Origin of the sequence: Azospirillum sp. Sh1 (genome assembly GCF_008365135.1) — a bacterium.
In the GTDB taxonomy this organism is placed as follows: domain Bacteria; phylum Pseudomonadota; class Alphaproteobacteria; order Azospirillales; family Azospirillaceae; genus Azospirillum; species Azospirillum oryzae.
Map to the genome: position 1 here is coordinate 293,300 of NZ_VTTK01000002.1, position 23,285 is coordinate 316,584.

21 protein-coding genes are annotated in these 23,285 nt (G+C 68.3%); 9 read left to right on the plus strand and 12 right to left on the minus strand.

Translation table 11 applies throughout. From position 1 onward, the window contains the following. Window positions 1–127 precede the first annotated feature (127 nt). The 4 genes from atpD to FZ029_RS04150 form a co-directional block, all read right to left on the minus strand. Complete coding sequence (gene atpD, locus FZ029_RS04135) at window positions 128–1,549, minus strand: F0F1 ATP synthase subunit beta (protein ID WP_109075929.1); 1,422 nt, start codon at window positions 1,547–1,549, stop codon at window positions 128–130. An 86-nt stretch (window positions 1,550–1,635) separates the two neighbouring features. Further along, window positions 1,636–2,523 (minus strand): F0F1 ATP synthase subunit gamma, encoded by an 888-nt coding sequence (locus FZ029_RS04140; protein ID WP_109075928.1) that lies wholly within the window; start codon window positions 2,521–2,523, stop codon window positions 1,636–1,638. Between the two features lie 87 nt (window positions 2,524–2,610). After that, complete coding sequence (gene atpA / locus FZ029_RS04145) at window positions 2,611–4,140, minus strand: F0F1 ATP synthase subunit alpha (protein ID WP_109075927.1); 1,530 nt, start codon at window positions 4,138–4,140, stop codon at window positions 2,611–2,613. After that, on the minus strand, window positions 4,140–4,709 hold the full coding sequence (locus tag FZ029_RS04150) for a F0F1 ATP synthase subunit delta (protein WP_149197901.1): 570 nt from the start codon (window positions 4,707–4,709) through the stop codon (window positions 4,140–4,142). Before FZ029_RS04150 ends, atpA begins: the two co-directional genes overlap by 1 nt. 385 nt (window positions 4,710–5,094) lie before the next feature. Here FZ029_RS04150 and FZ029_RS04155 point away from each other — a divergent pair, with 385 nt between their 5' ends. Beyond that, window positions 5,095–5,478: a hypothetical protein gene (locus FZ029_RS04155; RefSeq protein WP_149268121.1), complete on the plus strand. Its 384-nt coding sequence runs from the start codon at window positions 5,095–5,097 to the stop codon at window positions 5,476–5,478. Between the two features lie 112 nt (window positions 5,479–5,590). Here FZ029_RS04155 and FZ029_RS04160 read toward each other — a convergent pair whose 3' ends face one another. Together FZ029_RS04160 and FZ029_RS04165 are read right to left on the minus strand one after the other, a co-directional pair. Then, on the minus strand, window positions 5,591–6,097 hold the full coding sequence (locus tag FZ029_RS04160; RefSeq protein ID WP_246457692.1) for a cache domain-containing protein: 507 nt from the start codon (window positions 6,095–6,097) through the stop codon (window positions 5,591–5,593). A 210-nt stretch (window positions 6,098–6,307) separates the two neighbouring features. Next, on the minus strand, window positions 6,308–8,626 hold the full coding sequence (locus FZ029_RS04165) for a primosomal protein N' (protein WP_247892141.1): 2,319 nt from the start codon (window positions 8,624–8,626) through the stop codon (window positions 6,308–6,310). A 105-nt stretch (window positions 8,627–8,731) separates the two neighbouring features. Between FZ029_RS04165 and fsa the strand changes: the two genes are divergently transcribed. The 4 genes from fsa (at window position 8,732) to FZ029_RS04185 (ending at window position 13,565) form a co-directional block, all read left to right on the plus strand. After that, window positions 8,732–9,388 (plus strand): fructose-6-phosphate aldolase, encoded by a 657-nt coding sequence (gene fsa / locus FZ029_RS04170; RefSeq protein ID WP_085090287.1) that lies wholly within the window; start codon window positions 8,732–8,734, stop codon window positions 9,386–9,388. A 17-nt stretch (window positions 9,389–9,405) separates the two neighbouring features. Next, the gene (locus FZ029_RS04175; protein WP_149268122.1) at window positions 9,406–10,128 is read left to right on the plus strand and encodes a DUF484 family protein; all 723 of its coding nucleotides are present in this window, start codon (window positions 9,406–9,408) and stop codon (window positions 10,126–10,128) included. Beyond that, window positions 10,125–11,075, plus strand: a complete 951-nt coding sequence (locus FZ029_RS04180) for a tyrosine recombinase XerC (RefSeq protein ID WP_149268123.1) — start codon at window positions 10,125–10,127, stop codon at window positions 11,073–11,075. The genes FZ029_RS04175 and FZ029_RS04180 overlap by 4 nt, the downstream gene beginning before the upstream one ends. Before the next feature lie 309 nt (window positions 11,076–11,384). After that, window positions 11,385–13,565, plus strand: a complete 2,181-nt coding sequence (locus FZ029_RS04185) for a methyl-accepting chemotaxis protein (RefSeq protein ID WP_149268124.1) — start codon at window positions 11,385–11,387, stop codon at window positions 13,563–13,565. A gap of 87 nt (window positions 13,566–13,652) precedes the next feature. On the opposite strand, the gene lpdA is transcribed toward FZ029_RS04185, so the two are convergent. Then, window positions 13,653–15,050, minus strand: coding sequence for a dihydrolipoyl dehydrogenase (gene lpdA, locus FZ029_RS04190; RefSeq protein ID WP_149268125.1), 1,398 nt, complete (start codon window positions 15,048–15,050; stop codon window positions 13,653–13,655). Window positions 15,051–15,339: 289 nt separating this feature from the next. Between lpdA and FZ029_RS04195 the strand changes: the two genes are divergently transcribed. Continuing rightward, on the plus strand, window positions 15,340–15,498 hold the full coding sequence (locus FZ029_RS04195; RefSeq protein ID WP_042443141.1) for an entericidin A/B family lipoprotein: 159 nt from the start codon (window positions 15,340–15,342) through the stop codon (window positions 15,496–15,498). Between the two features lie 179 nt (window positions 15,499–15,677). Here the strand turns inward: FZ029_RS04195 and FZ029_RS04200 are convergent, their stop codons facing one another. The 3 genes from FZ029_RS04200 to rfaE1 form a co-directional block, all read right to left on the minus strand. After that, the gene (locus FZ029_RS04200; protein WP_149197891.1) at window positions 15,678–16,046 is read right to left on the minus strand and encodes a DUF6481 family protein; all 369 of its coding nucleotides are present in this window, start codon (window positions 16,044–16,046) and stop codon (window positions 15,678–15,680) included. A gap of 163 nt (window positions 16,047–16,209) precedes the next feature. Further along, window positions 16,210–16,419 carry a cold-shock protein gene (locus tag FZ029_RS04205; protein ID WP_109052004.1) on the minus strand — a complete coding sequence of 70 codons (210 nt, stop codon included), beginning with the start codon at window positions 16,417–16,419 and terminating at the stop codon, window positions 16,210–16,212. A 197-nt stretch (window positions 16,420–16,616) separates the two neighbouring features. After that, the gene (gene rfaE1, locus FZ029_RS04210; RefSeq protein ID WP_149268126.1) at window positions 16,617–18,062 is read right to left on the minus strand and encodes a D-glycero-beta-D-manno-heptose-7-phosphate kinase; all 1,446 of its coding nucleotides are present in this window, start codon (window positions 18,060–18,062) and stop codon (window positions 16,617–16,619) included. 131 nt (window positions 18,063–18,193) lie between these two features. Between rfaE1 and FZ029_RS04215 the strand changes: the two genes are divergently transcribed. The 3 genes from FZ029_RS04215 to FZ029_RS04225 all read left to right on the plus strand — a co-directional run bounded on the left by FZ029_RS04215 (window position 18,194) and on the right by FZ029_RS04225 (window position 20,854). Then, entirely contained in the window at window positions 18,194–19,672 is a 1,479-nt protein-coding gene (locus tag FZ029_RS04215; protein WP_149268127.1) for a HAMP domain-containing sensor histidine kinase, read from the plus strand. A gap of 119 nt (window positions 19,673–19,791) precedes the next feature. Continuing rightward, complete coding sequence (locus FZ029_RS04220) at window positions 19,792–19,980, plus strand: hypothetical protein (protein WP_085090296.1); 189 nt, start codon at window positions 19,792–19,794, stop codon at window positions 19,978–19,980. A gap of 79 nt (window positions 19,981–20,059) precedes the next feature. After that, window positions 20,060–20,854, plus strand: a complete 795-nt coding sequence (locus FZ029_RS04225; protein ID WP_247892142.1) for a methyltransferase domain-containing protein — start codon at window positions 20,060–20,062, stop codon at window positions 20,852–20,854. 159 nt (window positions 20,855–21,013) lie between these two features. On the opposite strand, the gene FZ029_RS04230 is transcribed toward FZ029_RS04225, so the two are convergent. Together FZ029_RS04230 and FZ029_RS04235 are read right to left on the minus strand one after the other, a co-directional pair. Then, complete coding sequence (locus tag FZ029_RS04230) at window positions 21,014–21,637, minus strand: ParA family protein (RefSeq protein ID WP_149268128.1); 624 nt, start codon at window positions 21,635–21,637, stop codon at window positions 21,014–21,016. 11 nt (window positions 21,638–21,648) lie between these two features. Then, the gene (locus FZ029_RS04235; protein WP_149268129.1) at window positions 21,649–23,253 is read right to left on the minus strand and encodes a CYTH and CHAD domain-containing protein; all 1,605 of its coding nucleotides are present in this window, start codon (window positions 23,251–23,253) and stop codon (window positions 21,649–21,651) included. Between the last annotated feature and the right edge of the window lie 32 nt (window positions 23,254–23,285).

The following is a 23,285-nucleotide window of genomic DNA, read 5'->3' on the forward strand; positions in this document are numbered from 1 at the left end:
TCATAGGAACCCCCTCCCCCGCTGACGGGGGGAGGGGGTGTGCTGATGTCGATTTCCGCCCGACCTTCTCCGGCCCCTTCTCAGGGCCGGTGGAGCCGGGTCGGAATGCCGCGATCCCGGATCAGGATCAGGCGGCGGCCAGCTTCTTGGCCTTGGCGATCGCCTCGTCGATGGTGCCGACCATGTAGAAGGCGGCCTCCGGCAGGTGATCGTAGTCGCCGTTCACGATGCCCTTGAAGCCCTTGATGGTGTCTTCCAGGCTGACCAGCACGCCCGGCGTGCCGGTGAACACCTCGGCGACGTGGAACGGCTGCGACAGGAAGCGCTGGATCTTGCGGGCGCGGGCCACGACCAGCTTGTCCTCTTCCGACAGCTCGTCCATGCCCAGGATGGCGATGATGTCCTGCAGCGACTTGTAGGTCTGCAGAACCTTCTGGACCGAACGGGCGACCTGATAGTGCTCCTCACCGACGACGCGCGGGTCGAGGATGCGGCTGGTCGAGTCGAGCGGGTCCACGGCCGGGAAGATGGCCATTTCGGCGATCGAGCGCGACAGCACCGTGGTGGCGTCCAGGTGGGCGAAGGAGGCGGCCGGGGCCGGGTCGGTCAGATCGTCGGCGGGCACGTAAATGGCCTGCACCGAGGTGATCGAGCCCTTCTTCGTCGAGGTGATGCGCTCCTGCAGGGCGCCCATGTCGGTGCCCAGCGTCGGCTGGTAACCCACCGCCGACGGGATGCGGCCCAGCAGAGCCGACACTTCCGAACCGGCCTGCGTGAAGCGGAAGATGTTGTCCACGAAGAACAGCACGTCCTGGCCTTCCTCGTCGCGGAAATATTCCGCGAGCGTCAGGCCGCTCAGCGCGACGCGGGCGCGGGCGCCCGGCGGCTCGTTCATCTGGCCGTACACCAGGGCCACCTTGGAACCCGGGCCGTCGAGCTTGATGACGCCCGACTCGATCATCTCGTGGTAGAGGTCGTTGCCCTCACGGGTACGCTCGCCCACACCGGCGAACACCGACACGCCGCCGTGCGCCTTGGCGACGTTGTTGATCAGCTCCATGATCGTCACGGTCTTGCCGACGCCGGCGCCGCCGAACAGGCCGATCTTGCCGCCCTTGGCGTAGGGGGCCAGCAGGTCGATGACCTTGATGCCGGTGATCAGCACTTCGGCGTCCGTCGACTGGTCGACGAAGTCCGGAGCCTGACGGTGGATCGGCAGCGAACGGGCGGCGTTGACCGCGCCGCGCTCGTCGATCGGCTCGCCGATGACGTTGATGATGCGGCCCAGGGTCTCAGGTCCGACCGGCACGGCGATCGGGGCGCCGGTGTCCGACACCTCGGCGCCACGCACCAGACCGTCGGTGCTGTCCATGGCGATGGTGCGGACCGTGCTCTCGCCCAGGTGCTGCGCCACTTCCAGAACGAGGGTCTTGCCGTCGTTCTGGGTGTGCAGCGCGTTCAGGATCGCCGGCAGGTCGCCGTCGAACTGCACGTCCACGACGGCGCCCGTGACCTGCGTGATCTTGCCGACAGAATTGGTGGTGGCCATGGAGTAAAGCTCCCTAGGAACTCGGTAAGTGTCGGTATGCCGTCGCCGGCGCAAATAGGCTGGACGCTACGTGTCGGATGCGGCCGTTACAGGGCCTCGGCACCGGAGATGATCTCGATCAGCTCCTTGGTGATGTAGGCTTGGCGCGTCCGGTTGTAGGTGATCGTCAGCTTGTTGATCATGTCGCCGGCGTTGCGCGTCGCGTTGTCCATCGCGGTCATCCGGGCGCCCTGTTCGGACGCGGCGCTCTCCAGGAGGGCGCGGTAGATCTGGATGGACAGGTTGCGCGGCAGCAGTTCGGCGAGGATCTGCTCCTCGTCCGGCTCGAACTCGTACATCGCCTTGGCCTCGGCGCCGGCGGCCTCGGCGGCCTCGGTGGCGACGGCGAAGGGGATGAGCTGCTGAACCGTGACGACCTGCGAGATCGCCGACTTGAACTTGTTGAAGATGACCGAGCAGACGTCGAACTCGCCGGCGTCGAACATCGACAGCACCTTCGTCGCCACCATGTCGGCGTCGCTGAAGCCGAGCCGGCGGCGGCCGACATCCTCATAGCTCTCGACGATCAGGGAGGCGAACTCGCGCTTCAGCTGGTCGCGGCCCTTGCGGCCGACGGTCAGCAGCTTCACGGTCTTGCCCTCGCCCTGCAGGCGGACGATCTGGCGCTTGGCCTCGCGGACGATGGAGCCGTTGAAGGCGCCGCACAGACCGCGGTCGGAGCTGATGACGACCAGAAGATGCACCTGATCGGCGCCCGTTCCGGTCATCAGCTTCGGGCCGTTGCCGCTGTCCTGCACGTTGGCGGCCAGGGAGGACAGCATGCGGCCCATACGCTCCGCGTAGGGACCGCTGGCTTCCGCCTGCTCCTGGGCGCGGCGCAGCTTGGAGGCCGCGACCATCTTCATGGCCGAGGTGATCTTGCGCGTCGACTGGACGCTCGCGATCCGGTTCTTTAGGTCCTTGAGGTTAGGCATGCCGGCCCTTCAATTCCGCTCGAGGTCGTTCCGTGCCCGTCTCTACAAGACGGTGGGGGGCGGTTTCCCGCCCCCGCGCGCGGTCGGTCAGGCGAAGACCTTGGCGAAGCCGTCGAGGAACGCCTTCAGCTTCTCTTCGGTCGCCGAGGTGATCTGCTTGTCGGTGCGGATCGCCGCCAGGATATCGGCGCCCTTGGCGCGGATTTCCGACAGGAACTTGGCCTCGAAGCGGTTCACGTCCTCGACGCGGATGGCGTCCAGGTAGCCCTTCACGCCGGCGAAGATCGACACGACCTGCTCTTCGACGGGCAGCGGCTGGAACTGGCCCTGCTTCAGCAGTTCGGTCAGACGGGCGCCGCGGGCCAGCAGGCGCTGGGTCGAGGCGTCGAGGTCCGAGGCGAACTGGGCGAAGGCGGCCATCTCGCGGTACTGCGCGAGTTCCATCTTGATGGTGCCGGCGACCTGCTTCATCGCCTTGATCTGGGCGGCGGAGCCGACGCGGCTCACCGACAGACCGACGTTGATGGCGGGGCGGATGCCCTTATAGAACAGGCCGGTTTCCAGGAAGATCTGACCGTCGGTGATCGAGATCACGTTGGTCGGGATGTAGGCGGACACGTCGCCGGCCTGGGTCTCGATGACCGGCAGGGCGGTCAGCGAGCCGTTGCCATGGGCGTCGCCCATCTTGGCGGCGCGCTCCAGCAGGCGGCTGTGGAGATAGAACACGTCGCCCGGATAGGCTTCGCGGCCCGGCGGACGGCGGAGCAGCAGCGACATCTGGCGGTAGGCGACGGCCTGCTTGGACAGATCGTCGTACACGATCAGGGCGTGCATGCCGTTGTCGCGGAAATACTCGCCCATCGTGCAGCCGGTGTACGGCGCCAGGAACTGCAGCGGAGCCGGCTCCGACGCGGTGGCGGCGACGACGATGGAGTATTCCATGGCGCCGGCGTCTTCCAGGGTCTTGACGATCTGGGCGACGGTGGAGCGCTTCTGGCCGACGGCGACGTAGATGCAGTAGAGCTTCTTGCTCTCGTCGTCGCCCTGGTTGATCGGCTTCTGGTTCAGGAAGGTGTCGATGACGACGGCGGTCTTGCCGGTCTGACGGTCACCGATGATCAGCTCGCGCTGGCCGCGCCCGATCGGAACCAGGCTGTCGACGGCCTTCAGGCCGGTCTGCATCGGCTCGTGCACCGACTTGCGCGGGATGATGCCGGGGGCCTTCACCTCGACGCGCTTGCGCTCGACGTCGACCAGCGGACCCTTGCCGTCGATCGGGTTGCCGAGGCCGTCGACCACGCGGCCCAGCAGGCCACGGCCGACCGGAACGTCGACGATGGTGCCGGTGCGCTTGACGGTGTCGCCTTCCTTGATGCCGCGGTCGTCGCCGAAGATCACGATACCGACATTGTCGGTCTCGAGGTTCAGCGCCATGCCCTGCAGGCCACCCGGGAACTCGACCATTTCGCCGGCGCGGACGTTGTCCAGGCCGTGCACGCGGGCGACGCCGTCACCCACCGACAGGACCTGACCAACCTCGGCGACATCCGCCTCGGTCCCGAAATTCGCGATCTGCTGCTTGAGGATCGCAGAGATTTCTGCGGCGCGGATATCCATCAGACTGATCCCCCTGAGGCCTTCATGGCGAGTTGCAATTTGTTCAGCTTCGTGCGCACCGAGGTATCGACCATGCGCGAGCCGAACTTAACGATCATGCCGCCGATCAGCTCCGGATCGACGGAGGTGTTCACCAACACCTTGGAACCGATGGACGCCTTGAGCGCGTCGATGACGGCGTTGCGCTGGGCGTCGCTCAGCGGCTGGGCCGAGGTGACCTGCGCCGTGACCTCGCCGCGGCGCCGGGCCAGTTCGGCCAGGAAGCCGTCGATCATCCCGTCGATCGAGAACAGGCGGCGGTTGGCCGCCACCAGCCCGATGAAGCGCTTGGTCAGATCGGACACGCCGGCGCTGTCCAGGACAGCGGCCATGGCCTTGCCCTGATCGGCGCGGCTGATGACGGGGCTGCGGACGAGGCGACGGAGGTCAGCGCTCTCGGCCAGGATCTGCTTCAGCGTGGCCAGATCGCTCGCGACCGTGTCCAACGCCTGGTTTTCGTCCGCAAGCTCGAACAGCGCGATTGAGTAACGCGCGGCGAGTTCGGATACGCCTGTTCCTTCGGATGCCACCTGATCCCTCGAATTGAGTTCGGTAGACGGTGAATTCGGCGGCCTTATAGGGTGTCAACCCGAGGCACAAACACCCCGGCCGCGAAAGCGAGCGGTCCAATATCACAGGAATCGCCACCACGCAACGGGGTCTGGACAATTTGGCTGCGGCGTTTTGAGCAACTGCGGAATCATTGGTCGCAACTGCGTTCGCCGAGGACTCGGGCGACGCTCGACTGGTCATACCGGCTGTGACTTCGATGTGGCCCTATTCCCGGTTTAATTCAAGGTTAACCAATCTGATCCAGGGTCGGCCGGAACCGTGCGGGCGGCCGATCCGACCTTGGTATTCCTGTCGTTTTGCTCCGCCGCAGCCGGTCCCGAGAGATCAGAGGCCTTATCCGCCATGTCCATCCTGCCGACGACCGACACCCCTGCGGACACCGACGCCGGCGCCGGCTCCCGGCTGGAGGAGCGTGCGCCCAACGTCATCCAGTTCAGCCGCGCCCGCTTTACCCCGGACGATCTGGACGCCTTCGCCGCCGTGGCCGAACCCAAGATTCGCGATGGACATTGGGTCGGCGTGCTGCGCGAGTCGGGGCGCACCCACGACCGGCTTCTGGTGCTGCTGCCGGAGGTCGACCGCCCGGTCTTCCGCTTCGAGCGCGACGCCAAGGGGCGCTACAGCCTGTCCTTCCACGACCGATCGGGCTGGTACGGCATCGGGGCCGGCGACAACGCCGCCGAATGCCTGTCGATCTGGCGCCCGCGCCGTCCGCGGTCGCCCTGACCTGCCTTGGATTTGGCCCCCTTGGATTTGGTCCCCTGGATTTGGCCGCGGTAATTTTCACCATGTAAAAAAGCGGCCTGCGGCATCCCGCCGCAGCAGTTTCATAAACGCCTCAGCGATAGACCCCGACCGCCAGCATGTAGGGCTTGCCGTTCAGAACCAGGCGGCGGGCATGCATCGTCTTGCGCGCGACTTGGCCCGTAAGCGGGTCGATCCATTGATAGGTGACGTCGGTGCGGCCGTCGCGCGCCACCCCATCCAGCGCCTCGCGGATGAAGGGCTTGCCGTCGACGTCGCGCAGCTCCTTCAGGTTCGACCCGTTCAGCGTCGCGGTCCAGCCATGGGCAACCATCACGCCCTTGTCGTCCAGCAGCATCGGGTAGAGGTCGCGGTCGGTGAAAGCGCTATCATGGGCGGCAAAAGCTTCGGCCGCCGCGTCCGGGCCGATCCGCTCCAGCAGCTGTTCGGCGCGGTCGATCATCGTCAGCGCTTCGGCATCGGTGCCGCGGGTGCGGGCCGGGGCGCCGGCGGCAAAGGCGATGACCACCAGCAGCAGAAGAACAGGCAGGACGGTCAGCAGTGTTTGCCGCTGAACGCGCAGACGAAGCTTGGAGACCATGCCGACCATCAGCCTGAACCTGTGCCTGTGATGTTTGGGTCCGGGAAGGAAGTTTGGATTCGGAACCATCCCGACCGTGGTAATACCATGCCCGGCGCCGCGCAATGGACCAAACGTCACAGGTGCCATGCCTGTGCCCTACCACGACCGAATCGTGTCAATTCGCCGCAGCCTGCCCTGCCCGCCCTAATGGCAGCTAAAGGAAGCTGCCTAAAGGAAGCTATAGGGGTCGACATCGATCTGCACCCGGATGGCCGGCGGAATCTCCACCCTGTCCAGCCACTCCGCGATCAGCGGCTGCACCTGGGTGCTGCGCGGCGCCTTCAGCAGCAGGCGGCGGCGGTGCCGTCCGCGCAGCAGGGCCAGCGGCGCCGGGGCCGGCCCCAATATATGGACCGAGTCGCTGCGCGGGGCGGCCCGGCCAAGCGCCATCGCCACCCGCTCCACCAGCGTCGGATCCTCGCCGGAGACGATCAGCGCCGCCAGCCGGCCAAAGGGCGGCATCCCGGCCTCCAGCCGCATCTCGGCCTCCAGCTGATAGAAGCCGTCGCGATCGCCGGCGGCCAGCGCCTGCATCACCGGATGTTCGGGCATGAAGGTCTGCAGCATCACCCGGCCCGGCCGCTCGCCGCGCCCGGCGCGCCCGGCCACCTGATGCAGCAGCTGGTAGGTGCGCTCCGCCGCCCGCAGGTCGCCGCCGTTCAGTCCCAGATCGGCATCGACCACCCCCACCAGCGTCAGCATCGGGAAATGGTGGCCCTTCGCCATCACCTGGGTGCCGATGATAATGTCAAGCTCGTGCCGGCCGATGCTCTCCACCATCTCCTGGATGGCACGCGGGCCGTGCAGGGTGTCGGACGCCATGATGGCGGCGCGGGCATCGGGGAACAGCTCCGCCACCTCCTCGGCGATGCGTTCCACCCCGGGACCGCAGGCGGCCATCGTCCCCTCCTCCCCGCATTCCGGGCAGGCGTGGGGCAAGGGCTGCTGCAGGCCGCAATGGTGGCATTGCAGCTTGCGGGCGAGCCGGTGCTCGACCAGCCACGCCGTGCAGTTCGGGCATTGCATGCGGTGGCCGCAGGCGCGGCACAGGGTCAGCGGGGCGTAGCCGCGGCGGTTCAGGAACAGCATCGCCTGCTCGCCGACGGCCAGCGTGTCGGTCAGCGCCTTGCGCAGGCTGGGCGCCAGCCAGTGCCGGGCCGGTGGACGGTCGCGCCGCAGGTCGATCAGTTCCACATCGGGCAGCACCGCGCCGCCATGGCGGGCCGGCAGTTCGATGCGGGCATAGCGGTGGCTGTCGGCATTGACCTTGGTCTCCAGCGACGGCGTGGCGGAGACCAGCGCGATCGGCAGCCCGCCCAGGTGCGCCCGCGCCACCGCCATGTCGCGGGCGTGGTAGATCGCCCCCTCCTCCTGCTTGTAGGCGGAGTCGTGCTCCTCATCGACGATGATGACGCCCAGGTCCGGATAGGGCAGGAACAGCGCCGAGCGTGCGCCGACCACCACCGGCACCTCGCCCTTCGCCACCGCGCGCCATGTGTCGCGGCGCTGGGCGCCGGTCAGCTCCGAATGCCATTCCGCCGGCGGCGCGCCGAAACGCCGGGCGAAGCGGTCGAGCCACTGCGCCGACAGCGCGATCTCCGGCAGCAGCACCAGCGCCTGTTTGCCCTGTTCCAGCGCCGCCGAGATCGCCTCGTAATAGACCTCCGTCTTGCCCGAGCCGGTGACGCCGTCGAGCAGCACGGTGGAATAGCTGCCCGACGCCACCCGCGCCCGCAGATCGTCGGCCGCCGCCCGCTGGTCGGGCGACAGGCTGGGTCCGGGCCGGCGCCAGTCCGGCCGGCCGAGCCGGGTCGGCTGCAGCATCACCGGTTCCAGCAGCCCGGCCTCGGCCAGCCCGCGCACCACCGTCACGCCGCAGCCGGCCTCGTCGGCCAGCTCCGCCGGGGTGCGAGGGGGGCCGTCCTGCAGCAAGGCCAGGATGCGCTTGCGCGGGTCGGTCATCTTGAAGCCGGGCGGCGGCTCCGCTCCCTGCTTGCGCAGATAGGCCAGCATCGGCTTGGGCGGCTCCAGCGCCGACGGCACGCTGACCGCCATGCGCAGGACGAAGCCCGGCGGCGTCATGGTGTAGGCGGCGACCCATTCGACGAAGCGGCGGCCGACCTCGGTCATCGGCGGCACGTCGAACCGGCGCACCACCGGCTTCAGCCGGCCGGACTCCAGCGTCCCGGCGCCGGGACCCCAGACGACGCCGATCACCCGGCGCGGGCCCAGCGGCACCTCGACGAAATCGCCGGGGACGAGATCCATGCCGTCCGGCACGCGATAGTCGTAGGCCTCGCGCAGCGGCAGCGGCAGCAGGACGGCGACGCGGCGGTCCGATCCGCAGGTCTGCGGCTTCGCCGGGAAATCTGCGGAATTGGCCCTGGAATTGGCTGCGGAATCGCCTTCGGGCTGCCCCGTTTCGGGCGTGTCCCCAAGAAGATCCCCCTGAAAGCCCGGGGCGGAACTGGCGGAAGTCGAATGCATCGGCTAGAGTGGCCTCATGTCCCGGGCACCGGGCGGGACGGCGCGTCGGTCAGCTTTCCGGCGCGGCCGGTTCCGGTCAACATCAGCAAGCATGGACCCTTCGTCATGAAGTTCTTCGTCGACACCGCCGACATCGCCGAGATCCGCGATCTGGCCGATACCGGTCTGCTGGACGGTGTTACCACCAACCCCTCCCTGATCGCCAAGTCCGGCCGTCAATTCCTCGACCTCGTGGCCGAGATTTGCGACGTCGTCAACGGTCCGGTCAGCGCCGAGGTGGCGTCCACCGACTTCGAGACCATGCTCGCCGAGGCCCACAAGATCGCCAAGATCTCCCACCGCGTCGCGGTGAAGGTGCCGCTGACCCCGGCCGGCCTGAAGGTCTGCAAGATCATCTCGTCCGAAGGCACGATGGTCAACGTCACGCTGTGCTTCTCCCCCGCCCAGGCGATCCTGGCGGCCAAGGCCGGCGCCAGCTTCGTGTCGCCCTTCGTCGGCCGCCTGGACGACATCGGCCAGGATGGTATGGGCATCATCAAGGACATCTGCGAGATCTATAACAACTACGACGCCTTCAAGACCGAGGTGCTGGTCGCCTCGATCCGCAACCCGATGCACATCGTCAAGGCCGCCCGCCTGGGTGCCCATGTCGTGACCGCGCCGGCGTCGGTGCTGAAGCAGCTGTTCAACCACCCGCTGACCGACAAGGGTCTCTCCCAGTTCGTCGATGACTGGAAGAAGACCGGCCAGTCGATCCTGTAAGGCGGGCCGGAGCGATCATGGCCGACAGGGGCCGCGAACCGGGCCACAGCCCGCACCGGACGTCGACGCTCTCTTCGGAGGATGTGCGCGCCTATCTGCGGACCCACCCGGACTTCCTGGCCCAGAACGCCGATCTGGTCCACCACCTGACCCCGCCGTCGGTCGACCGCGGGCGTGGGGTGGTGGACCTCCAGGCCTTCATGGTCGACCGGCTGCGCGCCGAGGTCCGTACCCTCAAGGACCAGCAGCGCGAGCTGATCGGCACCAGCCGGGCCAACCTGAACAGCCAGAACCGCATCCATGCCGCGGTCCTGTTCCTGCTCGACGCCCAGAGCTTCGAGCAGCTGATCCAGACCATCACCACCGACCTCGCGGTCCTGCTCGACCTCGACGTCGCCTGTCTGGTCATCGAATCCAACGGCAACGACATCCCCCACGTCCACCGCTCCGGCGTGCGGGTGGTGGAACCGGGCGCCATCGCCGACCGGCTGGGCCGCGCCGACGTGGTGCTGAACACCGACATCCAGGGCGATCCCGAGATCTACGGTCCCGGCGCCGGCCTCGTCCGGTCGGAGGCGCTGATCCGCATCCAGGTTTCCAGCGAGACGCCCGACGGCCTGCTCGCCTTCGGCAGCCGCGAGCCCGACACCTTCCACACCGGCCAGGGCACCGAGCTGGTCGGCTTCCTCGCCCGCGTCATCGAGCGGGTGATCCGCGGCTGGCTGGAGCTGCCGGCGTGACCGAGCCTGTTCTGGGTTTCTCCGCCAAACCGGACGTTCAGGACGTGCTGGCCCACTGGCGGCGCTGGATGGAGAGCGAGAAGGCGGTCTCCCGCCACACCCTGTCGGCCTACACCGCCGATGTCGGCGAATTCCTGCGCTTCCTCACCGAATTTCGCGGCGGCTCGCCGCCCTCGCTGAACGACCTGGGCGACCTGAAGGCGGCGGATTTCCGCGCCTGGATGTCCAGGCTGGCGATGGACGGTCTGGTCGGGGCCAGCCGGGCGCGCAAGCTGGCGGCGGTGCGCAACCTGTTCCGCTGGATGGACCGCAGCGGCCGGCTGCACAACCCCGCCGTCGCCACCCTCGCCACGCCGAAGGTCAAGCGCCCCGCCCCGCGCCCACTGACGGAGATCGACGCCGACCGCCTGCTGGAGGAGGCCGAGCGCGACCGCGACGAGCCCTGGATCGGCAAGCGCGACCGCGCCCTGTTCACCCTTCTCTACGGCTGCGGCCTGCGCATCTCCGAAGCGCTGGGTCTGGCCAGGAAGGACGCCCCGCTGGGCGACACGCTGCGCGTCACCGGCAAGGGGCGCAAGGACCGCATGATCCCGGTCCTGCCGGCGGTGACGGAGGCGGTGCGCGCCTATATCGAGTCGTGCCCCTTCACGCTGGCGCCGGACGGCCCGCTGTTCGTCGGCACCCGCGGCGGCCGGCTGAACGCCAGCGTCGCCCAGCACCAGATGCAGAAGCTGCGCGCCCTGATGGGTATGCCCGACAGCGCGACGCCGCACGCCCTGCGACATAGTTTCGCGACCCATCTTTTGGCGGACGGCGGCGACCTGCGCGCCATCCAGGATCTGCTCGGCCACGCCTCGCTCTCCACTACCCAGCGTTACACGGACGTCGAGAACGAGCAGCTGATGAACGTGTACCGCAACGCCCATCCTCGGGCGCGAAAGGGCTGACCGGGACCGGCCTCTACAATCAAGGCAAGCATATCAGGGTATTCATGTCGATCGCTCTCACCGATGTTGGCAACGCCTTCGCGCGCCAGGCGCGCCCTTGTAATAATATGTCCGCGCATTGATAACAAAAGTGCGTTTAGGCGATTTCAAGTGATCGGCCAAGATGGACGCAAATTCTCCCGAAATAATGCCTGAGCATCCTACTTTAGCACCAAAGACCAGCACCCAACCCTTACCCAGACTTCACTTTTCGTTAACAGGCCAGTTCCACAGTTCCCTCCAGCGAGCGATTCACGCGGGGGGAACATCATGCAAATAAAATCGATCCAATCGAAGATCGCGATGCTGTCGGGTTTGTGTCTGGCCGGCACCGTCGCGGTGCTCGTCGGCTTCGCCGTCCTGTCGACGCGCTCCAGCAACGAGTTCGTGACCGACAACGTCGAACGGATCATCGAGAGCAAGACGACGGAATCCCTGCAGAACCTCGCGGCCACCCAGGCGGGCCTGCTGCGGTCGGAATTCGACACCGCGCTGAACGCCGCGCGAACGATGGCCAGCAGCTTCGCCAGCCTCGCCGACGACGGGCTGCCCGGCCATGTCCCGCCGGACAAGCGGCGCGAGGCCTTCAACGGCGTCCTGCTGTCGGTTCTGAAAAACAACCCACTGTTCAACGGCACCTATTCGGCATGGGAGCCCGACGCGCTCGACGGCCGGGACGAGGAGTTCCGCAACCGCCGCGAAACCGGCACGGACGCCACCGGCCGCTTCATCCCCTACTGGAACCGCGACCAGAACGGCCGCATCGCCATGCAGCCGCTGGTCGAGTATGACAGCCGCGACCGTCACCCCAACGGCGTGATGAAGGGCGGCTGGTACATCGGCCCGCAGGAGAATGGCCGCGAAAGCGTGCTCGACCCCCTGCCCTATGTCGTGCAGGGCAAGCAGGTGTTCCTGGCGACCCTGTCGGTGCCTGTGGTCATCGGCGGCAAGTTCCGCGGCGTGGCCGGCGCCGACTTCAACCTCGACTTCGTGCAGCAGCTGTCGACCAAGGTCAGCGCCGCGGTGTTCGACGGCCGCAGCCAGGTGGTCATCATCAGCAACATGGGGCTGATCGTCGCCCACAGCGCGCGGCCCGACCTGATCGGCCAGTCGATTTCCACCTTCGATGCCTCGTGGCAGGCCGATCTTACGAGTGTCCAGGCGGGCAAGCCGCATGTCGACATCGAAGCCTCCACCAACATGCTGCGCAGCTTCGCCCCGATCACGCTCGGCAACACCCAGAAGCCGTGGGCCGTGCTGGTCCAGGTGCCGAAGGACATCGTGCTGGCGGACAGCATGGCTCTCGCCGCCAATCTGGGTGAACGGGCCAACTCCAACATCCTGTGGCAGATCACCGTCGGCGCCCTGGTCGCGCTTGGCGCGGTCGCGGTGATGTGGGTGGTCGCCGGCGGCATCGCCCGTCCGATCCGCGCCAGCGTCAGCTTCGCCGAAGGCATCGCCGCCGGCCGCTTCGACCAGACGCTGGACATCCGGCAGGCCGACGAGGTCGGCGCGCTCGCCGACGCCCTGCGCAAGATGCTGGCCGACCTGAAGCGGATGATCGACCAGCGGGCGGAGGATCAGGCCAAGGCCGACGCCGAGCGTCGCAAGGCCATGCTGCAGCTCGCCGACAACCTGGAAGCCCAGGTGATGAATGTGGTGGACGGCGTCGACCGTGCCGCCCAGTCGATGACCGGCACCGCCCAGACGATGACCGCCACAGCGACCCAGACCAGCCAGCAGGCCGGCGTGGTCGCCAATGCCTCGCTGGATGCCAGCAGCAACGTGCAGACCGTCGCCAGCGCCACCGAGCAGCTGTCTTCCTCGATCCAGGAGATCGGCGAGCGGGTCAACCGCTCCGCCCAGATCGCCCGCGAGGCGGTGGAGGCCGCCCAGCAGGCCAACGGGCAGGTGCTCAGCCTGACCGAGGCGGCGGAGAAGATCGGCACGGTGGTGCAGTTGATCCAGGACATCGCCAGCCAGACCAACCTTCTCGCCCTCAACGCCACCATCGAGGCCGCCCGCGCCGGAGAGGCCGGCAAGGGCTTCGCCGTGGTGGCGCAGGAGGTGAAGAGCCTCGCCAGCCAGACCGCCCGCGCGACGGAGGAGATCGCCGGCCACGTCACCGGCATGCAGCGCGTCACCGACGAGACGGCAAGCGCCATCAAGGGCATCGGCGGCATCATCGCCCAGATCGACGAGATCTCCACCGCCATCGCCGCCGCGGTGGAGGAACAGGGCTCCGCCACCGCCGAGATCGCCCGCAACGTCCAGCAGGCCGCCAGCGGCACCCAGGAGGTGACCAAGACCATCGCCGACGTCCGCAGCGCCGCCATCGAGGCCGGCCATTCCGCCGAGACCGTCCTGTCGGTCTCCGGTCAGCTCGCCAGCGACGCCGGCCGCCTGCGCAGCGTGGTGAACGGCTTCCTGTCGACCATCCGCGCGGCCTGACGGGCGGACATGTCACCACAATGGAAAAGGGCTCCCCCGCCAAGCGGCGGGGGAGCCCTTTTGCTGTTTCGGACCTGTTGGTTCCGATCAGATGTGCAGCGGACGGCCGTCCACCGCCAGGGCCGCTTCCTTGACCGCTTCCGACAGAGTCGGGTGGGCGTGGCAGGTGCGGGCGACGTCTTCGGCGGACGCGCTGAACTCCATGGCCAGCACCAGCTCGCCGATCATCTCCGACACGTTCGGGCCGATCATGTGGACGCCCAGCACCTGATCGGTGGAGGCATCCGACAGGATCTTCACGAAGCCGTCGGTGTTGCCGCCGGCACGGGCGCGGCCGTTGGCGGTGAACGGGAACTTGCCGGCCTTGTAGGCGACGCCCGCGGCCTTCAGCTGCTCCTCGGTCTTGCCGACGGCGGCGACTTCCGGCCAGGTGTAGACGACGCCGGGGACGAGGTCGTGGTTGACGTGGCTCTTCTGGCCGGCCAGCTGCTCGGCCAGCGCGACGCCCTCTTCCTCGGCCTTGTGGGCCAGCATCGGGCCTTCCACCACGTCGCCGATGGCGTAGATGCCCGGCACGTTGGTCTGGAAATGGCCGTCGATCTTGACGCGGCCGCGCTCCAGCTCGACGCCCACCGTCTCCAGGCCGAGGCCTTCGGTGTAGGGGCGGCGGCCGATGGCGACCAGCACGGTGTCGGCCTCGATGGTCTGCGCCTCGCCGCCGGCGGCGGGCTCGACCGTCAGGGTCACGCCGGTCTCGGTCACCGACGCGCCGGTCACCTTGGTGCTCAGCTTGAAGTCCATGCCCTGCTTGGCGAAGATGCGCTGGGCCTGCTTCGACAGCTCGTTGTCCATGGTCGGCAGCACGCGGTCGAGATACTCGACCACCGTCACCTTGGCGCCCAGGCGGCCCCAGACGGAGCCCAGTTCCAGGCCGATGACGCCGCCGCCGATGACGACCAGATGCTTCGGCACCTCCGGCAGAGTCAGGGCGCCGGTGGAGGACACCACGCGCTTCTCGTCGATGGCGATGCCCGGCAGCGGGGTCACGTCCGAACCGGTGGCGATGACGATCGCCTTCGACGCGGTGATCGTGCCGACGCCCTCGACCTCGACGGTGTTCGGGGCGGTGATCTTGCCGGCGCCCTTCAGCCAGGCGATCTTGTTCTTCTTGAACAGGAACTCGATGCCGGTGACGTTGTCCTTAACGACCTTGTCCTTGTGGGCCAGCATGCCGGGCAGGTCCAGGTCGACGCTGCCGACCTTGATGCCGAACTTGGCAAGGCCGTGGGCCGCTTCCTCGAACTTCTCCGACGCCGCCAGCAGAGCCTTGGACGGGATACAGCCGACGTTCAGGCAGGTGCCGCCCAGTGTCCCGCGCTTTTCCACGCAGGCAACCTTGAAGCCGAGCTGCGCCGCGCGGATCGCGCAGACATACCCGCCGGGACCGCCGCCGATCACAACGACGTCAAAAGTGCTTTCAGCCATGAGAGGCTTTCCTTTCGCCATTCTTGCTCGTTGCCAAAAGCCGTCCCATCCAGCGGGGAGGGCCGCGAGATATTCCGCGGGGCGATTTATGCCCGCGCTCACGCCCCGTGGCAACGGGACACTTCGTCTCTGGGTGCAGGGTTGCGGCCGGAATCGGATTTCGGAATGTCTCTGCCGAAGCGAAGGGCACCACCTTTGCGCAAGCCCCCTCCCCCTTCGAGTGCGGAAACCTTTACGGCCCCGCTTGCGTTCCAGTCGGCATCACACTGCCACCGCAACGGAGACCACCATGACCACCGTCAAGAAGTTCGCCCTGCTCGCCGTCCTCGGCACGCTGCTGGGCACCACGCTGGCCGCCTGCAACACGGTCGAGGGCGCCGGCCAGGACGTGCAGGCCGGTGGCCGCGCCATCGAACGGGGCGCCGACAACGTCCAGAAGAAGATGTGAATCGGCATTCGGCTCGGCCTTGGAAATCCATCCTTTCCAAGGCCGACGACGGAACAGCCACCAACAAGACAGCCATGGAGCCCGATGCGGTTCGGATCGACCGCATCGGGCTCCATGGCTGTTTTGGTGTGACGGCCGGAGCGGCGCGTCACGTCGGTCCCGGCATCCCGCGATGCGGGTCAGCGGCTCCTGGCCTTGCGCGCCGCATAGCGGGCATCGCGGGCGGCCTTCGCCTCGGCTGCCGTCGCCACCTGGCGCTTGGCCTGTTCGGCGATCTCCTGGGCGGCCAGCGCCTCGCGGGCGGCCCGCTCGGCCTGTTCCGCCTGCAACGCTTCCTGTTCGGCAGCCTTGCGGGCTTCGCGCGCCGCATTGCGTTCGGCCTCACGGGCCTCACGGGCCACGCGGACGGCGCGCCGGGCCTCTTCGCGCTCCGCGAAGATCGGATCGTTCACACCGGGCTGCGCCTTGAACTTGTCCAGCAGTGCCTTCTTCGCGCCGGCGGCGGCGCTCAGACGCTCCGAAAGCCCTGCATTCTTAAAGCCGTTCATTTCCATCCATTTCGTGAATTTCCCCGTACCCTCGGGAAGATCATCCTCGGGAGGATCAACCTTGGGAAGATCGGGGGGCCGGTCGGGCCGGGCATCGTCAACCGAGGTGGCGGGTACAAAAAAAGGCGGCCGAAGCCGCCCTTTCTCTTCGAACCTGCTGCGCTCAGAGAGCGCGGAGGTTCTCGGCCGCAACCTTGCCGCGGCGCGGATCGCGGATCGCGTCGAAGGACAGCTTCTGGCCTTCGCCGAGGTTGCTGATCCCGGCGCGCTCGACGGCGGAGATGTGGACGAACACGTCGGCCGTGCCGTCTTCCGGCTGGATGAAGCCGAAGCCCTTGGTGGAGTTGAAAAACTTGACGGTTCCGATAGCCATGGGTCAGTTCCCTTCCTGGCGTTGCGCCGCGCGAGTTTGCGCTGGCGCATCAATTTCACTTCGGGGAAGAGACCCAGATCCGCGTGACGGATCAGAATAACAAAGCCCAGAGCAACGTCGACCATCCATAGATGGGGCAGGCATCGGCGGTTTACAAGCGACAATCGACTCTCGCCGCCGATGCATGCCCGATTGTCTCAGCTCTTCATGCGTTTGATGGTGTTGGTCGTGCTCTGGCCCTGGACCAGTTCGGCCAGCACCACTTTCCCGCCATAGCTCTGGACGAAATCCGCCCCCACCACCGTGGCGATGGTGTAGTCCGCCCCCTTGACCAGCACGTCGGGACGCAGGGCGTGGATCAGCATTTCCGGCGTGTCCTCGCCGAAGATCACCACCAGATCGACGCAGCCCAGCGACGCCAGCACCGTGGCGCGCGCCGTCTCGTTCTGCACCGGCCGGCTGTCGCCCTTCAGCCGCTTCACCGACGCATCGCTGTTCAGCCCGACCACCAGCACGTCGCAAGCCGCGCGGGCCTGTTTCAGCAGCGAGATGTGGCCGGGGTGCAGCAGGTCGAAACAGCCGTTGGTGAAGCCCACCCGCTTGCCGCGCAGCCGCCAGCGCTCCGCCCGTTCCGCCGCGGCGTCGCGGGTCAGCACCTTTTCCTCGCCGTGGCGCCATTCCTGCTCGTGCAGGCCGGACAGCAGCTCGGCCGAACGGACCACCGCGGTGCCGACCTTGCCCACCACGATGCCGGCCGCCAGATTGGCCAGCCGCGCCGAATCGACCAGATCGATCCCCACCGACAGCGCGGCGGTCAGCGTCGCCACCACCGTGTCGCCGGCGCCCGACACGTCGAACACCTCGCGCGCTTCGGCCGGCAGATGCACCGCCTCCTCGGCCGTCACCACCGACATGCCCTGTTCGCTGCGGGTGGCGACGACGGCGCCGATGCCGCAGGTGGCGATCAGGTGACGCGCGGCGGCGATCACCTCCTCGTCCGTGCGGGCCGGCAGGCCGGTGGCCTCCATCAGCTCCTTGCGGTTGGGCGTGACGATGTCGGCCCCGCGATAGCGGCGGTAGTCGCGCCCCTTCGGGTCCACCACCACGGTGCGCCCGGCCTCCCGCGCGGCGGCGATCACCGCCACCACCAGCTCGTCGGTCAGCACGCCCTTGCCGTAATCGGACAGGATGACGCCGCCCACCTCGGGCAGCAGGTCGCGCACGCGCTCCAGCACGCGGTCGGCGACGGTGATCGGCACCACCGTTTCGATGTCGGTGCGCAAAAGCTGCTGCTGGCCGGCGATGAAACGGGTCTTGACCGTGGTCTGGCGCCCCTCCTCCATCACGATGGCGCCGTCGCTGACGCCCTCGCGCCGCAGCAGGGCCAGGAGGTCGGCGCCGATGCCGTCGCGCCCCACCACCGAGACGAAGCGGCAATCCGCCTCCAGCGCCACCAGATTGGCGGCGACGTTGCCGGCGCCGCCCAGCTTGGGCACTTCGCGGTCCACGCGCAGGACGGGGATCGGCGCCTCCGGCGACACCCGGTCCACCGAACCATAGACGAAACGGTCGAGCATCACGTCGCCAAGGCACAGCACGTTGGCGCGCGACAGGGTGTCGATGTGACGGGCAAGGTCGCTCATGGCGCCTGTCTTACCAATGCCAAAGCGGTAACGCCAGCGGATCGGGGCCTCCGAACTGGTGACGCTCGTTTGTCACCGTCGTACGATGGCGTTCCGGCAACACCCCCCTCCCATTCCCGCTGGTCCCCCGCATGTCCCGTTCCACCGTCGCGACCAGCCTGTCTGCCAAGCTGCTGCTGCTCACCATCCTGTTCGTGCTGCTGGCGGAGGTGCTGATCTACACCCCCTCCATCGCCCGTTTCCGCATGAGCTACCTGGAGGAGCGGCTGGCCGCCGCCCACATCGCGGCATTGTCGGTGGAGGCGGCGCCCGACCTGATGGTGACGAAGGAGTTGCAGGCGAAGCTGCTGGCCTACACCGGCACCCACGTCATCGACCTGATCCAGCCCGGCGCCCGCGTCTACATGCTGTCCAGCCCGATGCCGCCGCGGGTCGATGCGGTGTACGACCTGCGCGGCACCGGCATGGGCATGCAGTTCGTCGATGCCGGCAACGCCCTGTGGCTAGCCCTGGAGGGCGCGCTGGGGGGCGCTCTCGGGCCGCGCGACCGGGTGATCCGGGTGATCGACCGCTCGCCCAACGACCCGGCCCAGCGCGTCGAGGTGACGATGGACGAACGGCCGCTGATCGACGCCATGCTCGACTTCTCCCGCCGCATCCTGGCGGTGTCGGTCGCCATCTCGCTGATCGCGGCGATCCTGGTCTATGTCACGCTGCATGCCCTGCTGGTGCGGCCGATGCGCCGGCTGACCGCCGAGGTCGTCGCCTTCCGCCGCGATCCCGACGGCGCCCCGCCGCTGGTGCCCGGCAGCCGCAGCGACGAGATCGGCGTGGCGGAGCGCGAGCTTGCCGCCATGCAGGGCACGGTGCGCGCGGCGTTGCGCCAGCGCGAACGGCTCGCCACGCTCGGCACCGCGGTGGCGAAGATCAACCACGACCTGCGCGGCATCCTCTCCACCGCCTCCCTCCTGTCTGAGCGGCTGACCGAGAGCGCCGATCCGGAAGTGCGGCGGGTGACGCCGCGGCTGGTCGCCTCGCTCGACCGGGCGGTGGAGCTGTGCAGCCAGACCCTGTCCTTCACCCGCGACGGCGTGTTGCCGCTCAGCCCCGCGCCCACCGACCTGCACCGGCTGGCCGAGGAGACGGGGGCCGAGGTGCTCGCCACCGCCCGTCCCGACGGCGGCCGGGTGGAAGCGGAATGGATCAACGACATCCCCGCCGGCACCCTGGCCCAGGTCGATGCCGCCCAGCTCGGCCGCGCCCTGGTCAATCTCGGCCGCAACGCGGTGCAGGCCGGCGCCGACCGGGTGCGCCTCTCCGCCCAGGCCGGGCGCGCAGGCGCGCTCACCCTGACCATCGCCGACAACGGTCCCGGCCTCGCCCCGCGCGCACGGGAAAACCTGTTCCAGCCCTTCGCCGGATCGGCGCGGGCCGGCGGGATCGGCCTCGGCCTCGCCATCGCGCGCGAGGTGCTGCGCGCCCATGGCGGGGATCTCAGGCTGGTGGAGAGCGATGCCGCCGGAACGGCCTTCGCCCTTGACATACCGCAATGCAACGCGGACACCGATCCTGTAGCTGTTGCAGCGCACAAGTCGTTTGTGTCGCATTGATTCCGCGGGCTCCCTCCCGCAGAATTCCTTCAACAGCGAAGCGTTCGCGGGCAGCCCGGCGGGGCGGGAGGCGGGCGCTTCCACCCTGACAACGCCTTGTTCTGAAAGGACTCCGGGACGTGAAAGCCTTCTCCTTCTGGATCAACCCCATCCTCGCCGGCATCATGGCATTCGTCGGCCTGCTCGCCTCTTCGCGCGCGGCGGACGAAGCCTTCGCGGCCGGCGGTCTGATCGTTTTCCTCGGCTGCGTGCTCTTCATCTTCGCGTCGATCGGCCGCTATTTCGACCGCATGGGCTCCGCCCACTGACCAAGCCTACAGGCGACCGCTAACGCGATGGCCGGGTGAAAGACCCGGGGGGCAGGCGCCCAACACAAGCGGGTGCCACATGGCTCTGAACATGGCATGGGACCCCAACGCCTTCGCGACGATTGACGTCCTGCGCCGTCGTCCTGTCATGGACCTGACGGCGGCGCTTCCCTTCTCCCTGGCTCCGAACACCATCGTCGATCTCGGCTGCGGTGCCGGTCAGCTGTCCCGGCTGCTGGCGACGCGCTGGCCGCTGGCCGACGTGCTGGCGGTCGACCAGTCCCCGGCGATGCTGCGCTGGGCGGCCGACACGCCGTCGCGCGTGCGCTACCAGCAGGCCGATCTGACCGTCTGGCGCCCGCACTGGCCGGCGGATCTCGTCATCTCCGCGGGTGGGCTGCAGCATGTCGCCGGGCACGAGCGGCTGTTCCCCGACCTGCTGCAAGCGCTCGGCCCCGGCGGCGTGCTCGCCGTCGCCCTGCCCCGCCCGCAGGACCAGACCGCCCACCGCCTGCTGCTGGACACGGCTGCCGACGGCCCCTGGTCCGACCGGCTGCACGGCGCCTGGCCCGCCGCCCAATCAATCGGTGGCCGGAGCTATGGCCCGCAGGATTACTATGACTGGCTCAGCCCGCAGGGCGCCGCCATCGATCTGTGGGAGACCGAGTATTTCCATGCGCTGGACGGCGACGTGCCGCTGCTGCAATGGCTGCATCAGTCGGAGCTGGTCCCGGTGATGGACCGCCTGACCGGCCCCGAACTCGACCGCTTCCTCGCCGCCTACCGCCGCCGGCTGGAAACCGCCTATCCCGAACATTCCAGCGGCAGCGCGCTGATCCCGACCCAATGGCTGTTCATGGTGGTGCGGGTGTAGGGAGGGTTCGCATGCGGCCCCCTCCCTAACCCTCCCCCTCTTCGAGGGAGAGGGGACTGCCGTCGCCTCGCAAACTCCCCCCTCTACCGCCGAAGGCGGGGGAGGGAGGGACCCGCGGCGGAGCCGTGGGAGGGAGGGGGCAAAGCAACCCGCCCCGCTTCAAACCTCGTCGATGTAGCTCAGCAGCGGCTGCCAGTCACCGCGATGCTCGGCGGCGCGCTTGCCCGGCATGTCGAACAGGCTGAGACCGCTTTCCGCCGCATCGGCATAGATCTGGCTGTCGCGCAGCCGGGTCACCACCTGATGGCCGATGCCGCCCAGGAAGCGGTCCAGCCGGTCGGCGGCCTTGGTGCGGGCGCGCATGCGGTTGCCGACCACCGCCACAATGGTCTTCTTCTTGGCGATCCGCTTCAGCTCGTCCAGCTTGGTGAGGAAGCGCTGGGTCGCCTGCTCGTCGAAGGCGCCGGGCAGCACCGGCAGCACGACGATGTCGGCCATCTTCACCAGATCCTCGATCTGCCTGGTCTTCAGCGCGGCGGGCGCGTCGATCACCAGCCGCTTGGTGCCGCGCGGCGTGTCGGTGAAGTCCTTGGCCCAATCGAGCCCGACCAGCAGCGGCGCCTTCTCCGGCCGGCGCTCCAGCCAGCCGAGCGAGGAGCGCTGACGGTCGACGTCGGCCAGCACGGTCGGCAGGCCCGCCGCGGCGGACGCGGCGGCGAGGTGGGTGGCGACGGTCGTCTTGCCGCAGCCGCCCTTGATGTTGGCGACGAGGATCGTGAGCATGGCCGTGGACTCTACACTGCGGCGTCCGGCTTCGACCAGAAATGCTTGGTGTCGATGAAATCATGCCACAGGGCCACCAGCGCCGCCTCGGTGTCGGCCACCCCGCGGGCGTGCCAGCCGATGACGATGCCGGCGGCGCGCGGCTCGCCGGGGGCAGACCGGCTGCCGTCGTCGTGCAGCTCGTGCAGAAGCCGGGTCGCCGTCGCCACGTCGTTCAGATGCCCCAGCGCATCCTGGAAGGCGGCGAGCTGCTGGATGTAGCGGCGCACCGGCTTGTCGTCATACAGGCTGCGGAAGAACTCCACGGCATAGCGCAGCTTCTTCAAGGCGATGCGCAGCTGGTGGCGCTGGGCCACCGGCAGATGGGCGAAGCCGTGGCCGGCCCGTTTGGCCTTCTTGTGGCGCTTGTTCAGCAGATGGTCGGCCAGCCCGATCACCGGCTGGAACAGCCGCACCGATTCCTCGCTGACCGGCTGGTCGCGCCAGCCGCGCTTCTCCACCCAGCTGCCGACGCCCAGCAGGAAGGCGGTGTAACGCTCGGACCGGATCGCCTCGCGCACGCCCTCATAGGCGCGCAGCCGCTTTGCCTCTGCCGCCGCCGCCAGCGTGTCGAGATCCTCCACCGCCGAGCGGCCATGGCCGTCGGCCTTGTGGAAGGCGTCGCGCACCGGCGCCAGCAGTTCCTCGCCGAACACGTCCCAGTCGCGCGCCGGCCCCAGGCTGCCGGCCAGCCACTTGATCTCGCCGACCAGCCACAGATATTGCGCGGCCGGAATGAAGGGCCGGAACAGCGCGGTGGCCGAGCGCAGCCGGCGCAGCGCGACGCGCATCTGGTGCACGCCCTCCGGATCCTCGCCGGCCAGCGTCACCGCCTCGTTCGCCACCATGTGGGCGAGGCAGGCGCGGACGATGCGGGCGACCGCCCCCTCCACCGTCGTCTCGGGGTCGAGCAGCAGCTTTTCCGCCTTCAGCGCCTTGTCCGCGGCGCCGTTCGCCAGCGCATGGCCGCGTTCCGCCTTGGTCCGCATCTCCAGCCGCAGCGGGGCGGACTTGGTCAGCTCCTGCGCCAGATCGTAGAGCGCGGCGGGCGTGCCGCTTTTCAGTTCGAGTTCGACCTCGCACAGGTCGCGCGACCGGCCGTCGGGCAGTTCGATCCGGCCGCGGTCGAAGGCGACCTCGATCAGGGCCGCATCGTCGCCGTCGCCCAGCGTCACGTCCTGCGTGGTCCGTTCGACGATGGAGGTGAAGACCGGCCGCAATTCCCTGTCGCTGAGCGACCCCAGCAGCTCGATAGCGGCGCCGTCGGCGATCAGCGTCAGGTCGGGGGCGGCGGAGGTCACCGCGCATTCCCACTCGCCGCGCCCCAGCCCGTCCTCGTCCGGCGCGGACTTGACCGTCTGGACATAGCCGTCGCCGGTCTTGCGCACCCGCAGCGTCACCTTGCGCGCGGCGAGCCGGCGGTCCTCGGTGTCGTAATAGGTGCTTTCCAGGGTCCGCGTCACCGCCGGCCCGGACGTCCGGTCTGCGATGGCGGAAGCGGCGCGCAGCCCGTCGAAGTCTTCCGGCTTCGCCGCCAGCTTCAGTTCCGTCTCGCGGTTGATCTCGGCCTCAGCCATCGCCTGCGCTTCAACCCCCGTTTTGCGGCCCA

Excerpts from the sequence above, each read along its gene's own strand:
- atpD (WP_109075929.1), bottom strand. The coding sequence starts at position 1,549 with ATGGCCACCACCAATTCTGTCGGCAAGATCACGCAGGTCACGGGCGCC.
- FZ029_RS04140 (WP_109075928.1), bottom strand. The coding sequence starts at position 2,523 with ATGCCTAACCTCAAGGACCTAAAGAACCGGATCGCGAGCGTCCAGTCG.
- atpA (WP_109075927.1), bottom strand. The coding sequence starts at position 4,140 with ATGGATATCCGCGCCGCAGAAATCTCTGCGATCCTCAAGCAGCAGATC.
- FZ029_RS04155 (WP_149268121.1), top strand. The coding sequence starts at position 5,095 with ATGTCCATCCTGCCGACGACCGACACCCCTGCGGACACCGACGCCGGC.
- FZ029_RS04160 (WP_246457692.1), bottom strand. The coding sequence starts at position 6,097 with ATGGTCTCCAAGCTTCGTCTGCGCGTTCAGCGGCAAACACTGCTGACC.
- FZ029_RS04165 (WP_247892141.1), bottom strand. The coding sequence starts at position 8,626 with ATGCATTCGACTTCCGCCAGTTCCGCCCCGGGCTTTCAGGGGGATCTT.
- fsa (WP_085090287.1), top strand. The coding sequence starts at position 8,732 with ATGAAGTTCTTCGTCGACACCGCCGACATCGCCGAGATCCGCGATCTG.
- FZ029_RS04175 (WP_149268122.1), top strand. The coding sequence starts at position 9,406 with ATGGCCGACAGGGGCCGCGAACCGGGCCACAGCCCGCACCGGACGTCG.
- FZ029_RS04185 (WP_149268124.1), top strand. The coding sequence starts at position 11,385 with ATGCAAATAAAATCGATCCAATCGAAGATCGCGATGCTGTCGGGTTTG.
- lpdA (WP_149268125.1), bottom strand. The coding sequence starts at position 15,050 with ATGGCTGAAAGCACTTTTGACGTCGTTGTGATCGGCGGCGGTCCCGGC.
- FZ029_RS04195 (WP_042443141.1), top strand. The coding sequence starts at position 15,340 with ATGACCACCGTCAAGAAGTTCGCCCTGCTCGCCGTCCTCGGCACGCTG.
- FZ029_RS04200 (WP_149197891.1), bottom strand. The coding sequence starts at position 16,046 with ATGAACGGCTTTAAGAATGCAGGGCTTTCGGAGCGTCTGAGCGCCGCC.
- FZ029_RS04205 (WP_109052004.1), bottom strand. The coding sequence starts at position 16,419 with ATGGCTATCGGAACCGTCAAGTTTTTCAACTCCACCAAGGGCTTCGGC.
- rfaE1 (WP_149268126.1), bottom strand. The coding sequence starts at position 18,062 with ATGAGCGACCTTGCCCGTCACATCGACACCCTGTCGCGCGCCAACGTG.
- FZ029_RS04215 (WP_149268127.1), top strand. The coding sequence starts at position 18,194 with ATGTCCCGTTCCACCGTCGCGACCAGCCTGTCTGCCAAGCTGCTGCTG.
- FZ029_RS04225 (WP_247892142.1), top strand. The coding sequence starts at position 20,060 with ATGGCTCTGAACATGGCATGGGACCCCAACGCCTTCGCGACGATTGAC.
- FZ029_RS04230 (WP_149268128.1), bottom strand. The coding sequence starts at position 21,637 with ATGCTCACGATCCTCGTCGCCAACATCAAGGGCGGCTGCGGCAAGACG.
- FZ029_RS04235 (WP_149268129.1), bottom strand. The coding sequence starts at position 23,253 with ATGGCTGAGGCCGAGATCAACCGCGAGACGGAACTGAAGCTGGCGGCG.